This is a genomic window from Winogradskyella sp. (genome assembly GCF_028282165.1).
Lineage (GTDB): Bacteria > Bacteroidota > Bacteroidia > Flavobacteriales > Flavobacteriaceae > Winogradskyella.
This window is the reverse complement of record NZ_JANQIM010000011.1, coordinates 105595-119821: the sequence shown is the minus strand read 5'-3', so window position 1 is coordinate 119821 and position 14227 is coordinate 105595. Positions and strand designations below refer to the sequence as shown.

At 38.7% G+C, this 14227-nt stretch carries 11 protein-coding genes; 3 read left to right on the top strand and 8 right to left on the bottom strand.

Annotated elements, in window-relative coordinates:
- Positions 1-41: 41 nt before the first annotated feature.
- The gene (locus Q0972_RS05385; RefSeq protein WP_299363552.1) at positions 42-851 is read left to right on the top strand and encodes an NAD(P)H-binding protein; all 810 of its coding nucleotides are present in this window, start codon (positions 42-44) and stop codon (positions 849-851) included.
- Between the two features lie 68 nt (positions 852-919).
- On the top strand, positions 920-1630 hold the full coding sequence (locus tag Q0972_RS05380) for a hypothetical protein (RefSeq protein ID WP_299363549.1): 711 nt from the start codon (positions 920-922) through the stop codon (positions 1628-1630).
- Between the two features lie 71 nt (positions 1631-1701).
- Here the strand turns inward: Q0972_RS05380 and Q0972_RS05375 are convergent, their stop codons facing one another.
- Entirely contained in the window at positions 1702-3768 is a 2067-nt protein-coding gene (locus tag Q0972_RS05375; RefSeq protein ID WP_299363638.1) for a M13 family metallopeptidase, read from the bottom strand.
- 98 nt (positions 3769-3866) lie between these two features.
- Complete coding sequence (locus tag Q0972_RS05370; RefSeq protein WP_299363546.1) at positions 3867-4394, bottom strand: hypothetical protein; 528 nt, start codon at positions 4392-4394, stop codon at positions 3867-3869.
- 168 nt (positions 4395-4562) lie between these two features.
- Between Q0972_RS05370 and Q0972_RS05365 the strand changes: the two genes are divergently transcribed.
- Positions 4563-5522, top strand: a complete 960-nt coding sequence (locus Q0972_RS05365) for an NAD-dependent epimerase/dehydratase family protein (RefSeq protein WP_299363543.1) — start codon at positions 4563-4565, stop codon at positions 5520-5522.
- A 252-nt stretch (positions 5523-5774) separates the two neighbouring features.
- On the opposite strand, the gene Q0972_RS05360 is transcribed toward Q0972_RS05365, so the two are convergent.
- From Q0972_RS05360 to Q0972_RS05335, 6 genes are all read right to left on the bottom strand, one after another.
- The gene (locus Q0972_RS05360) at positions 5775-6542 is read right to left on the bottom strand and encodes a hypothetical protein (protein WP_299363541.1); all 768 of its coding nucleotides are present in this window, start codon (positions 6540-6542) and stop codon (positions 5775-5777) included.
- A gap of 22 nt (positions 6543-6564) precedes the next feature.
- Positions 6565-6822 carry a hypothetical protein gene (locus Q0972_RS05355; RefSeq protein WP_299363538.1) on the bottom strand — a complete coding sequence of 86 codons (258 nt, stop codon included), beginning with the start codon at positions 6820-6822 and terminating at the stop codon, positions 6565-6567.
- A 624-nt stretch (positions 6823-7446) separates the two neighbouring features.
- Positions 7447-9396 carry an OmpA family protein gene (locus Q0972_RS05350; RefSeq protein ID WP_299363536.1) on the bottom strand — a complete coding sequence of 650 codons (1950 nt, stop codon included), beginning with the start codon at positions 9394-9396 and terminating at the stop codon, positions 7447-7449.
- Between the two features lie 18 nt (positions 9397-9414).
- Entirely contained in the window at positions 9415-10308 is an 894-nt protein-coding gene (locus Q0972_RS05345) for a type IX secretion system membrane protein PorP/SprF (RefSeq protein WP_299363637.1), read from the bottom strand.
- A gap of 45 nt (positions 10309-10353) precedes the next feature.
- Complete coding sequence (locus tag Q0972_RS05340; RefSeq protein ID WP_299363534.1) at positions 10354-11601, bottom strand: gliding motility-associated C-terminal domain-containing protein; 1248 nt, start codon at positions 11599-11601, stop codon at positions 10354-10356.
- 301 nt (positions 11602-11902) lie between these two features.
- Positions 11903-14206 carry a hypothetical protein gene (locus Q0972_RS05335; protein WP_299363531.1) on the bottom strand — a complete coding sequence of 768 codons (2304 nt, stop codon included), beginning with the start codon at positions 14204-14206 and terminating at the stop codon, positions 11903-11905.
- Positions 14207-14227: the final 21 nt, after the last annotated feature.

The following is a 14227-nucleotide window of genomic DNA, read 5'->3' as shown; positions in this document are numbered from 1 at the left end:
CTAATGTTATGTATTTTTGGCTCTTAAATTCCGTAAGACATTTGAAAAAACAAGTCAGCATAATGGGGTGTGGCTGGTTGGGGTTTCCCCTTGCCACAGCTTTGATCGGCGAAGGCTATAACATAAAAGGTTCGACCACTTCAAAAGAAAAACTCCAAACACTTACCAAGGCATCTATTGATAGTTTTTTGATTCGCTTAGACAGTAAAGGGATTTACGGAAATTATACAGACTTCTTATCTGGCAGTGACATCGTCATCATTAATATTCCTCCAGGTCTGAGAAAAAATCCATCAAAAAATCATGTTGCCGAAATACGGCAGTTAATTGCAGCTATAGAAGAACAAAACATACCAAATGTACTCTACGTAAGCTCAACTTCTGTATTTAAGGACGAAATGCATTTTCCGGTAATTGGGCATCGTACCCTCCCCAATGGTATTTCAAATAGTGCAAAACAACTTATCGAAATTGAAAACATGCTTCAAGACAACCCATTTTTCAACACCACCATTGTTCGTTTCGGAGGTCTTTTTGATGCCCAAAGGCACCCTGCCAAATATCTTTCGGGAAAACAAAATGTTCTAAATCCTGAAGCTCCAATAAATCTTATTCATAAAGAAGATTGTATAGAGATCCTCTCGACACTCATAAAAAATAACGCTTGGAATCTTATTCTAAATGCAGTTTATCCTAAACATCCTATGAAAAAGGACTATTATTTGGCTTACTGCAAAGCGCATCGTTTAGATTTGCCTAAGTTTGATTTATCTAAAACGAGTACAGGAAAAATTATTGACAGTTCAAAATTGGAACAACTTTTGAGTTATAAGTATAAACAAGGCCTATAGAAATTAATAATTTTTTTAGACCTAATCCCTTTAATTTTTATAGATTTGGCCTTTAAAATTTAGAATTAATGAAACAGATTACAATTGCAGTTATTATGCTATTATCGGTAAGTGTTTTTGCACAGACCAATGCAGAACTGAAAACGCACTACGAAGCTTATTACAAGCAAATGAAAAAACAAGGTGATGTTCAAGGTATAATCAATGCCATTACACACTTAAATCTTTTAGAGCCTTCAGTAGCACGAAAAGATACATTGGCTTATTTATACCTATCCGAAGGTAAATATATGCAAGCACTAAATACTATAGGAGTAGAAAAAAATGCTACCGACTCTGATATGAATGTGGAAGTTAAAGCCTTATCACTTAAAAATCTCAATCAGCCAAAACTAGCTTTAGAGCATTATGAGGTATTGTTTCAACGCACTCCCAATGTGTATTTAGCCTATGAAATGGCCGATATGAAAATTCAGGTTAATGATTTGGCCGGCGCCAAAGCCAATATAGAATACGGTTTAACCAACGTAAAGGACGATATGAAACGTGCTTTTTATGAAACCCAACAACCTTACGAAACATCCATGAAGGCTGCCTTGTTATATTTAAAAGGCCTATTGACATTCTCGGAAAATAAAACGGCCAATATTGATGCATCCATAAAACTAATGAACGATGCCTTAGCTATTGACCCAAATTTTAACCTTGCCAAGGTAAGCAGACAAGCTTTAGAAAGCCAAAAAGCGCAAAAAGCAGCTGCTGAAAATAAAAAGAATTAGTTTTAAAATATTACACAAATAAAAAATGCTGTCTAAAATGACAGCATTTTTTATTTTGTTTTAAACTTCATTTACCAAATCCTTACACGGTCTTCTGGCGCCATATACATCGCATCTCCTTCCTTGATATCAAATGCTTCATAAAACGCATCAACATTCTTTAGTGGTTGCGTTGCTCTAATATGTCCGGGTGAATGTGGATCTGTATTAATTTGTGTTCTCAAGGCCTCGTCTCTTATTAATGTTCGCCATACCGTTGCCCAAGACATAAAGAAACGCTGCTCTGCGGTAAATCCATCAATATCTTCTGGCCTTCCATTTTCTTCAAAGTACAATTGCAAACCGTCATAAGCACCTAATACACCACCTAAGTCACCGATATTCTCACCTAAGGTAAAAGGTCCATTGACATAAACACTATCTAACACTTCAATTGCAGAATATTGATCAGCAAGAGCTTTACCTCTTTTTCCAAATTCTTCTAAATCTTCAGGTGTCCACCAATTTCTAACATTACCATCTGCATCAAATCGTGCTCCTGAATCATCAAACGCATGGGAAATTTCATGACCAATTACAGCTCCAATTCCACCGTAATTTACAGCTTCATCGGCCGTATAGTTATAGAAAGGTGGTTGCAAAATTGCGGCAGGAAAAACAATCTCATTGTTTAATGGATTAAAATAGGCATTAACCATTTGTGGTGGCATTCCCCATTCAGTCTTATCAACTGGTTCGTTTATCTCACTCAAGTTCTTCTTTTTCGCCCATGCACCAACAGCAAGCATGTTCTCCGCATAAGAATTCCCTTCTTTTACCTGTAGCTCAGAGTAATCTTCCCATTCGTCCGGATAAGCTATTTTTACAGTCATCTTGTCTAACTTTTCTATAGCTTTTTCTTTAGTAGTTTCGCTCATCCAGTCTAATTTAGTAATACGTGCTTGAAAAGCTCTAATAACATTGGCTATCATTTTTTCAGCTTTTTCTTTAGCCTCAGGTGGAAATTTTGCTTGCACATAAAGTTGCCCTACAGCTTCGCCTACACTACCATCTACGGTACTAAGTGCGCGCTCGTCTGCTGGGCGCATTTTCTTAGAACCATTAAGTGTTTTTCCATAAAACTCCCAATTTGCCTTTTCGATTTCGGTAGTTAAGTACCCTGCTGCATTGTCTAGAGTATTCCAGACCATTAGTGTTTTAATATCCTCAATAGGAGTAGACTTTAAGAAGGCATCCATGGCTTTCATATACTTTGGTTGCATCACAAGTAAAGTATCAATCTTTTTATCTATGCCCATATCATCCATTAGCTTCTGCCAATTAATTGCTGGTGCCATTGCCTGTAAATCTGTAACAGAAGTCGGGTTGTTAAAGTTTCTTATGTCTCTACTGGCTACTTTGTCTAGTCTTGGTTCTGCCAATTGAGTTTCTAAAGCCAATATTTTATCTGCAGCCGCTTTAGCATCAGCTTCAGAATAATTAATGTACTGCAACATTCTTGCGATATGCGCAACGTACTTGGTTCTAATTTCTTTTGTTTTTTCATCCTGATCTAAATAATAATCACGCTGCAATCCCAATCCGCCCGGAAACAACCAAGCTATGTTCATACTGCTGTCGTTAAGATCTGGATTGGCACCAATCCCTGCAAATGGTGCACCCACACCTAATGTTGTTGCAAAAACAGTTTGCATATCATTAAGGTTTGAAATGCCATTTATTTTATCCAATAATGGTAGTAGTGGTTTTATTCCTTCTTCATCACGAGCTACGGTATCTAATTCAGATTCAAAAATCAAAAGTGCTTTTTGCTGGTCAGATCCTTCTGTATAAGTGCCTAACTCTTTTGATGTCTTTAAAATATCCAATACATCTTTATTTGTAGATTTACGGAGTACACCAAAACCTCCCCAACGCGATTCGTCGTCTGGTATCGTATTGGTTTCCATCCATTTACCGTTAACGTATTTGTAAAAATCTTCTTTTGGACTTACACTTGTGTCCATGTTTTCCAATATAATCCCTGGAATTTTTTCTTCTGCCATTGCAGTGTCCTTTTTGGCTTCATCTTTACATCCTACAATAGTAAAGAAAGCCAAACCCGATATCGCTAGAACGCGACTAAGATTGGTTTTCATCATTTGGTTTTAGTTAATTCGAATTAAAAATATTACTAATAAGACCGATTAAACAGACCATTTGTTACAACTTAACAAAACTTTAAGATAGAATGTCTCTAATATTCTGACTTAATCTGATCATAAATATCCTTCTCTATTTTTTTATTGATTTGGTAGTTGAGATTGGAAAAAGCTACCAAAACTTCTTTTACACTTTGTAACTTAAGGCTATCAGAAATATTATCTAAAGTTAGGTTTTCGTTTAACCTTAGAAGTGTTGTTTCTACGATTGTGGTTCTAGATACTACAGGGTTTGTTTGCAGTGTGTCCGGGATTCTAAGCTTTAAGGTGTCTATAAACCCTTTCAAAAGTGCTTTATCACCATTAAAAAATGACAGATCTGCTTTTCTTAAATAGCTAACCTGTATAGCCAACTCTTGGTATTTATCCCAATTGGCAACAACTTTTTCTCCATTGGCACTCAATGCGTAATCTGTAAATTCAAACCCACTGATAGTCTTTTCGGTAATAGCTATTTTTTGACTTGTGGTTTCTTTATCTGTTGTCCCTGATGCCTCCTTATCACCACCACAACCCATCAAAAGTATAAAAAAGATATTTAGACAAAAGAGTCTTATTTTCATTCGTATCTATAATTTGGATTGTAAATATACTTAAACTATTATTTTGAGCTCTTAGTATATAAAAAACAAAGATTGCTAAATCTGTAGAAATAAGACCTTTTTTTTGAAAAATTTAATTTTTATGAGGCTAAATTCTTGTTATTTTTGATGATGCTATAATTAAACGATATGCCTTCTAGAATTTTAATTATTGGAGCCTGTGGACAAATTGGCTCTGAGCTTACCACTAAACTTAGAGAGATCAATGGTATAGAAAACGTGATTGCCAGTGACATAAATACCAGAAAATTGGATTTGGTTAACTCTGGTCCGTTTGAAATTATTGATGCCAAAAACTTTAACGCCATAAAAGACTGTTGCAAACACTATAACATAGATACTATTTATTTAATGGCTGCTTTATTAAGTGCTACAGGCGAAAAGTACCCTATGGAAGCTTGGGACCTTAATATGAATTCATTATTTCATGTACTTAATCTGGCCAAGGGTGGTACAATTAAGAAGGTGTATTGGCCTAGTAGTATTGCTGTTTTTGGGCCAACAACACCAAGAGAACTTACACCTCAACACACCATTTGCGAGCCTACAACGGTATACGGAATCACCAAGCAAGTCGGGGAACGCTGGTGCGAGTACTATTATAAGAAATACGGTGTTGATGTAAGGGGTCTTCGTTATCCAGGTATTATAAGCCATAAAGCTATGCCAGGAGGAGGTACTACAGACTATGCTGTAGAAATCTATCACGAAGCCATTAAGACTGGTAAATATGAGTGCTTTCTTTCTGAAAACACAAATTTACCTATGATGTTTATGGACGATGCCATTAAGGCTACTATAGATTTAATGGACGCTCCTAGTGAGGATTTAACCATTAGATCCTCATATAACTTGGCAGCCATTTCCTTTACACCAAAACAGATTTACGAAAGTATAAAAGCGCATTTACCTGATTTTACGATGACTTACCAACCCGATTTTAGACAAGCCATTGCAGATAGCTGGCCATCTTCCATAGATGATTCGGTAGCCCGAAGGGATTGGAATTGGCAGCATCGTTTTGATTTGGATGCTATGACCAAGGTAATGCTCAAAGCACTCAGAAAAAAGTATCATAACCTTATTTAAAGATTATTAAGCAGGCTATGCATAGCATTATTCCGACTAAAGCATATAAGCAAGCCTGATACTCATATTTTTTTTCCATCTGATTAGTTATTCAAAGCACGCCACTTTTGCACTTACGGCTTTTTTTCTGTTGGTATTGTGAATTTAAATATGGTTTCCTCTATCCTAAATACAAAGTTTAACCATATAGCTCTTTGAGTCATTACATTCATTACAGAGCTACTTGAAATCAAAAAAACTTACTTAATGTTTTTAAGAGTACACTTTCTTTTCAAACAACATCTTATATTCTATATCCATATACAGATTTAGAAGTTCTATATATATATAAAATACCTTTTCCTTTTTTCTATAAAGTTTTTGATGAACTCTATTATTAATATTATTTGCTATTTTCTCTACTTCTATTTGTAGATCTATACTATCAAAATCATTTGTATTTAGCATTTTCATTTGAAATACTTTTCTTAATGCATTGTACCAACAATTAGCCTTTAGTTTTCTTAGAACTATTCCTTCTGGCCTAATTAAATTAAGGGATGACTTAAACATCGCTAAGTCTTCATCTACAATTTTACGATTATTAAATCGCTTATACTTTTCATTAACTAGTTTTATGTCCCCGTCGGTGATACGATTTCTATTCAAAAACTGAGAATGTTTTTGTAGCATTTTGCTCTCAGAATTTACAATAAAGCTACTAATCATCTTTTTGAGATAACCAGAATCGTATACATTAGTCTTTATATGACTCAATATTAATGCTGCAACAGTACTGGCTTCTTTTTTAATAATGCTATCTAGATAGTCGTATTTTTTTAAAACTTGATTCTTAAATGCCAATTTCATTAAATCATAAGTATTTTTTTTACTTGTTTTTACAGTAATAACATCATACAATAATCTAAGATTGGATTTATCCATTTCTAAAAAATCAGATATGGTATTAAAATCACAATTATGAGCCAGTAGTTGTAAAAAGTAGGTTTCAACTTTTGAAAATTTTATTTTTTCTTCCATCTATATTTGGGGTTATTATATATTATAATCCGTACTTCTTATACTTACGCCATCTTACAAACTCACAGTCAATGACTTTTTTATCCTTAAAGGTGAGATACAGATATTTTTTAGACCAAAAGGTTTTGTGCGGCAGCTTATACCTCCAGATATTGGAATTATAATCATTGTATGCCTGGCCCAAAAGCTTTGATACCTCATCCATACTGAGGCTTACAAGTTGTTTACCACAATCTGCAGCAATCGTAGTCAATAAATCATGTTCACTGTCTTTTTTCATATTCTACAAGACATCATTCTTTTAAATGCAGATAATGTCTAATAGAGCATTTAATAGCAATACTCTTAAAGAAACTAGGGCTAGGACATTGAAAAAACCATTAGTTGGCTATTCCAAACAAATTTCTTTAGCAAGAAGCTGTATTAAGTATCTTAATAAAAGCATACTGAGTAAAGTAAGAATCTTACTTTAGTTCATCTTTGATGTTGCTTTACACAAAAATTGCCGTACAGATGATGAACATTAAAAAAGAAGCTATAACTATGATAATGAGCCAAACTACTCCTTTAAAACTCAGAACTCTTTTAATTATATTATTCATCTTTATATTTTCATAAATTCTCTCACTTGCTATATATGTTGATGTTCTATGACTATTACACATTAAAAACAGCCCTCTATATATCCATTATTACGTCTTTGCTATTAATCTTATATCTATTATCTAATGAAGTATATATGGAGTTTAACCTTAATTCTGCTATCTTATACTACACTTTAACATATTAAGAATTTCAGTAATACATCAATAAGAAGGCTGTATGTTATATTTTATTCTTTCATATCATATTCTCTGTACTTGTTGTCCATAATTTTTTTCTCGTTCATTTCTATAGCACTGCATTATTGTGTTATAATGACAAACTCACTTCTTCTATTTTTTCTATGATCTTCATCACTACACGCAACACCATTTGCGCATCTGTTAATCAATTGTGTTTCCCCATAGCCTTTTGCCGTTAAGCGACTTCGTGATATACCGCGCTTCACCAAATGATCTAAGGTTGCCTTTGCCCTACGATCCGACAATCTCATATTGTAAGCGTCATTACCCCTACTATCTGTATGTGATCTAATATCTATTTTAAGGCTAGGATACTGCTTCATGGCCACTACTAATTTTTCTAAATCAGCGTAACTTTCTTGTTTTATAATAGCCTTGTCTAAATCGAAATAAATGATAATGTTAAGAAGTGGCGCGAGGTCTGGAAGACCCGTTTCGGTTGCGCTATTGTCTATTGTTGGTTCTGGCTTCAGCGCTATATCAACAATATCGATATCCTTATCTCTGCGCGAAAACGATTCGTCGGTTTCATATTCTGGTTTTATAAACCGTAATCTAAAATCTGAGTCACGATCGGCTTCAAGATTATAGTCGCCATTTCTATCGGTCTTAACGGTTGTAATCGCATTATCATTTTCGTCGAGCAAAATCACAGAGGCATTTACCAAAGGTGCTCCAGTAACACGATCCGTTACTTTTCCTTCTATTTTACGTTTTAATAAGGTCTTAATCGCTTTGGTCTCTACAAATCTGTAGATATCATCGTAACCATCTCCGCCAGACCTGTTTGAACTAACGTAGCCCAGCTTATCCTTTATGGCAAATGCGATATCATCAAATGATGAATTTATGGGCTTCCCAACATTTAGAATATCCTTAAATGCCCCTTCATTGGTCATTTTTGAATAGTACACATCGTAACCCCCTAAACCATAATGTCCGTCTGAAGAAAAGTACAAGTCGTTATCTGAAGTGATAAACGGAAAAGACTCCCTCCCTTTAGTATTTATAGATTCTCCAAGGTTGATGACCTTACCGAGAGACCCATCCGCATTTACGCTTACCTTAAAAATATCGGTCTGTCCCAAGCTTTGTGGCATGTCGGACACAAAGTACAATGTCTTACCATCTGCACTTAACGTAGGATGCGCATTAGAGTAGTTATCGCCATTAATGGATAAATCTTCTACATCGGTCCATTTGCCATCTACCAAATGGGCTCTGTAAATCTTTAAATGCTTGGTCTCGTTATTGCGGCGTTTATGCTTTGGAGTGGTATTTGTTCTGGTAAAATACATGGTATTACCATCTTTACTAAACGTAGCACTGGTTTCGTGGTGCCTTGTGTTGATGTCTCCCTTGAGCTTTACGGGGTCGCTGAGGGAGCCGTCTTCTCCCCTCGTGGCCTCGTACAAATCCATAAAGGCCAAACCGTCCCAAGCGCTGCGGCGTTTAAACAAGGACACCGTATCTTTTGTAGAGGCGAATACCACTTTGTCGTTACCTAAAAAGGCCGTTCCAAAATCTATACCTTCAGTATTGATCTCGGCTCTGGTAAGCTCATAGCGCCCAGAGTTTTCTTCAATGAGGTCTAGATAATCTTCTATCGATCTTGATGAAGCCTTGGTATTAAGCCCTGCTTTTTGCAAATAGGCATTGTACCATGTTTTTGCTGTCTCGTCCTCTCCCATAGCTTTTAAAGACTGGGCATAACGCAAGTAGTAATGCGCTTCTCCTATATTGGCATTGTAAGCAAACAATTCCTTGTACCACTTTAAGGCATCCTGGTAATTGGCATTAAAGTAGTAGGTATTGCCCAGTTTTTTAAACAACTCCTCGGATTTGTACCCCGATTCCGCTACTTTTAAGTACACTTCCGAAGCATCTAAATAAGCCAATCTATCGTACTTTTTATCTGCCCTTTCTATTCTGCCTTCTTGAGCTAGGGTTGTTGTTATCCATCCTATCATAAGGAGAAAAACAATGCTATATCTTATGGTTATTTTCATGATCTACCGTATTAAAAATTAGAAGAACCTTGGGCTTACGACTCTTTTTGTTCTATTGATAAGCTCAAAGCGTAAAAAGATCTCATGAGACCCGGAATTATAGTTGCCCAAATCCGTGGTGTCAAAATCATAAGCGTAGCCCACCATAATTTGGTCGGTTACCTGAAATGCCGCCAATCCACTTACAGCAGCATCCCAACGGTAGGCCGCACCAAGTGTAAATTTGTTATGGAATAGTACATTGGCGGTAAGATCTACTGCCAAAGGTGCCCCTGAGGTTGCTTTACCCAAAACGGCAGGTTTAAGCTTTACATTATCACTTAAATCGAACACATAGCCCGCTATGGCATAAAAAGTAGCACGCTCGCTAGCGGTAGATACTACAACATCGTCGTAATGATCGGTCTCTAACAAGTTGGGTACCGAGACCCCTATATACCACTTATCGCTATGGTGCCAATATACCCCTGCACCTACTAATGGTGATAATTGGTTGTTAACGTTCTGTGCATTGGGATCTGCCGGATTAAAATTTAATTCTGAAAAATTAACGTCCAACAGGTTAAACCCGCCCTTAACACCAAAGGCCAACTTGGTGTTTTCTGAGATTTTAATGCTATAAGACACATCTATGGCCAATTGCTGTTCTTTTGACGGGCCAATCTCATCACTAAAAAATGAGAAGCCCAATCCTACTTTTCGTCCTACAGGTGTGTTTAACGAAAAGTTAAGGGTCTCTGGTGCGCCATCTAAGCCCACCCATTGGTTTCTGTACAGCCCATTAATGCTTAGCATACCCCGATTGCCTGCATAGGCCGGGTTGATGGTCTGTGTATTATACATGTATTGTGTGTACTGGGAATCTTGCTGTGCATGCCCAGAAAAACCCATGCCAAAAAAGATGAGCAGCATCAATACAATTATTATGTTATTATGTTTTATCATCACTCTATTGCTTTAGTTTCCGTTGATATACAGATACCCAGCCTTTTTAAACTGCTGCGTATTAGTACCCTCCTGATAATCAAAGGTTAGGATATAGAAGTACGTTCCTATTGGTAAATGATCATTACCTACAGTGGCTCTTCCCTCAGAAAATCCATTAAACATTTTATTGCCCTCGTCGTAGTCTTGCGCTTCAAATACCTTTACGCCCCAACGGTTAAATATTTTTACATTCATGTTTTGGGCACAACTGGTATCGTTAATGGCCTGTCGTATTTCAAAGACATCGTTAATACCATCATCGTTAGGAGTCAATAAATTGTATATGGTAAGGTCGCATGGGAGTATGGCCGAGCGCTTTACACGTCCTAGTGTAAATACACCGTAGTCATCTACAGCCGTAGTAACGGTTTGGTTGGCCTCATCTATAACACCACCTTCATCTATCCATAGCTGTAGGGATGGGTCCCAGCGTACAATATGTATCCCTTCTAAAGGGGCTTGCAAAATATCTGCTGGCGTGGTGTTGTCGTCCCATGTAAGGGTTACCAGAACATCGCTATCTCCGGTGCTACGCTCAACGGTCCAATACTCTGCTGTATCTACGAGTACCAAATTTGGACCTAAATTGCTTACCGGATAATTGGTATTGGTATCCTCAAAAAAGTATTTTGCCGTAAAGACATCATTGGCTGTATCGGGTGCGCTTATAGCTGCATATCTAAACCATTGGGCATCACCGATAGGATACTCAAAACTGGTATCTCCATTTTTTTGCACCTGTCCGTCTACATGGCTCCCATCATAGGCACCCATATGCGAGGCGTTGTTTTCAAAAATGACCAATCCGCCAAAATCATCGTTTTTAACAATCCCCTCATTAAAGTCTGCCTCATTGTCTATGCTTATCTCACTACTGAGTTCAAAAGAAGCTGTACTGCTTGAGGGGTTGTTAAAACGTACATCATAAAAATAGCTGATGTTTGCCCCAGAGAGCTGCTGTATGGCAGTACCCTCAAAACGGGTATACCCTGTATTGCCTGGGGTAAAGTCTACTATACCATTGTTTGCGAAATGGCTGTATATAAAGGCTTCACCATCATTTATAAACGTACCCGAAGCGGTATTCTCAAAGGCAGCAACCGTAGAAAATTGCGTATTGGGCATAACATATAAATCTCCAGTATTTATGGTTTGGCTATGGGCTATGCCATAGAGACCGAGTACTGTAAAGATGCATATCTGTATTTGCGTTTTCATTTAAGTTATTGTTTTGTGTGTTAATAGCAACATAAAATAGACCTGTGGTTGTAATGCGCATAAACGCTTAATTTAAAAGGGGCTTACTATTGGTAAGGCTCCAATTGTACAAGATGTAAGCCCCTCACCTACTTTTGTTGTTTAAAGTAAGGCAGCTATTAATCTAGGGTATATGGCATTTTTCATCTGTTTTAGTTTAAATCCTTAGGTCTTATAATGTTTAGTGTCTGTTGCAAGGGCCGTACCCTTTGCATTGTATCCTCTTGTATTTTGTTTAGTGCTCCCATGCTTAAAACAGGTCTTAATTGATCTTGGTAATGTTTACATTATTTCTATCGAAATAGGCAGCTTCAATTCCAAGATATACATCACGATAAGGAGGAGGGGCTGGACTTGTTTCGATTGTTTCGAATAACAATCTTTGATAGGTAAATGTTATGGTATCCCCAGGGTTGGCCGTATAGTACAAACTGACCGTTTGCGCAAAAAAACTTGTTATTCCCGGCTGATATATCTCAAGTACATCCTGCAGAACGCCATTGACATAGACCCTAAAATATATAGAGATCTGAACAACCTCATAAGAATAAGAAGGAATAGGTGCTGTCCCATTGTTCAATGCGAAAAACGTTCTTAGAGTGGCTTGGTAATTCCCACTTTGTGGCGCCGTAATGGCAGGAAAGGGAAATAAATATTCCCCGGTGTCCCTATATCTTTGTTCGCTAATGGCTTGGTACCGCGATTGGTGGCTTTGTAATGCTGTAGACAGATTACTCCATTGTGCTCCATCAAAATAGACCAGACCTTTATTTAGAGTCGGCGTTATATTGGTATTGTAAACTACCATTCCCTCAGTAGGTGCATTAATGGTAGCAACATCATTATAGGCCGTTAATGCCACTCTGGGCGGTAAAAAGCCTTTATCCGTAGCCGATACATTTAAAGCCGTGTTGGCCCCAATCGTTTCTGTGCCTATACCAACGCCGCCATCGGCTCCAAATACCACCTGTGTTTCTATGGCAGCAGGGTTAGCCTTGTTGTTAACAAACCGTAAATCACCATTGACGGTACTATTATTAACCGCATACCAGGTATGTACTGGTGAGCTTAAACCCAAAGCAGAATTGCCGGCGGTATTGGCAATAACAGCTTGCGCATCTTGCGCGGTGTTACCTACCACTTGTAGCCCCACACTTGGGGCCGTTGTGCCTATACCCACTTTGCCCATGGTATAGATGTCTTCGGTATTTAAAGTGGCAATGGCATTATCATCTGCCCCAAACCAAGGCTCTGCTCCTGTAATATTAGATACCGTACCATTTTCGCTGGTATAGGTATAGGTGCCATTGCCGTTATCTACCATAGTGGTTACGGTTTCCGCGCCCGGTGTGGCCGTGGTCGTGGCCGTACCATCCTCACTGGTGTAGGTGTAGGTGCCATCGCCGTTATCCACAAAGGTGGTGACGGTTTGGGCATCATTGGCATCAAAGGTGGTGGATGTGGCATTCTCAGAGGTGTAGGTAAACGTACCGTCGCCATGGTCTACCAAGGCCGTTACCGTTTCCGCGCCCGGTGTGGCCGTCGTTGTGGATGTACCATCCTCACTGGTATAGGTGTAAGTGCCATCGCCGTTGTCCACAAAGGTGGTGACGGTTTGCGCACCGTTGGCATCAAAGGTGGTGGATGTTCCATTCTCCGAGGTGTAGGTAAACGTGCCGTCGCCATTATCTACCAAGGCCGTTACCGTTTCCGCGCCCGGTGTGGCCGTGGTTGTGGACGTGCCATCCTCACTGGTATAGGTGTAGGTGCCATCGCCGTTATCCACAAAGGTGGTGACGGTTTGGGCGCCATTGGCATCAAAGGTGGTGGATGTGGCATTCTCAGAGGTATAGGTAAACGTACCGTCGCCGTTATCTACCAATGCTGTTACCGTTTCCGCGCCCGGTGTGGCCGTAGTTGTGGCCGTGCCATCCTCACTGGTATAGGTGTAGGTGCCATCACCGTTGTCCACAAAGGTGGTGACGGTTTGGGCACCATTGGCATCAAAGGTGGTGGATGTTCCATTCTCCGAGGTGTAGGTAAACGTACCATCGCCGTTATCTACCAATGCTGTTACCGTTTCCGCGCCCGGTGTGGCCGTAGTTGTGGCCGTGCCATCCTCACTGGTATAGGTGTAGGTACCATTGCCGTTGTCCACAAAGGTGGTGACGGTTTGGGCATCATTGGCATCAAAGGTGGTGGATGTTCCATTCTCCGAGGTGTAGGTAAACGTGCCGTCGCCATTGTCCACCAATGCCGTTACCGTTTCCGCGCCATTACTACTCCCCACTCTTACCCATTGTGTACCATCATTGTAGTAGTATCCTGGGGTAACGTCTCCTGCTGTAGCGGTATTATAGACGGTCATTCCTTCTTTATGGGCGCTTAAAGGTGCCGCTGTAGTGGTGTTGGTTAGTGCAATACGAGGCAATAACAAGCCTTTGTCCGTGGCTGAGACTTCGAGCGCAGCATCTGGATCAGGTGTTAGGGTGCCCACACCTGTTCCATCTTGTGCTGCAGCTACGCCACTTAGGGTGAATGCCAAGATTACAATAATTTTTCTCATAATATTTATCTAATGTTTTTT

Bases quoted from the DNA above. Each gene is read 5' to 3' on its own strand.
- Q0972_RS05380 (WP_299363549.1), top strand. From the start codon at position 920: ATGAAACAGATTACAATTGCAGTTATTATGCTATTATCGGTAAGTGTT.
- Q0972_RS05375 (WP_299363638.1), bottom strand. From the start codon at position 3,768: ATGAAAACCAATCTTAGTCGCGTTCTAGCGATATCGGGTTTGGCTTTC.
- Q0972_RS05370 (WP_299363546.1), bottom strand. From the start codon at position 4,394: ATGAAAATAAGACTCTTTTGTCTAAATATCTTTTTTATACTTTTGATG.
- Q0972_RS05365 (WP_299363543.1), top strand. From the start codon at position 4,563: ATGCCTTCTAGAATTTTAATTATTGGAGCCTGTGGACAAATTGGCTCT.
- Q0972_RS05360 (WP_299363541.1), bottom strand. From the start codon at position 6,542: ATGGAAGAAAAAATAAAATTTTCAAAAGTTGAAACCTACTTTTTACAA.
- Q0972_RS05355 (WP_299363538.1), bottom strand. From the start codon at position 6,822: ATGAAAAAAGACAGTGAACATGATTTATTGACTACGATTGCTGCAGAT.
- Q0972_RS05350 (WP_299363536.1), bottom strand. From the start codon at position 9,396: ATGAAAATAACCATAAGATATAGCATTGTTTTTCTCCTTATGATAGGA.
- Q0972_RS05345 (WP_299363637.1), bottom strand. From the start codon at position 10,308: ATGCTGCTCATCTTTTTTGGCATGGGTTTTTCTGGGCATGCACAGCAA.
- Q0972_RS05340 (WP_299363534.1), bottom strand. From the start codon at position 11,601: ATGAAAACGCAAATACAGATATGCATCTTTACAGTACTCGGTCTCTAT.
- Q0972_RS05335 (WP_299363531.1), bottom strand. From the start codon at position 14,206: ATGAGAAAAATTATTGTAATCTTGGCATTCACCCTAAGTGGCGTAGCT.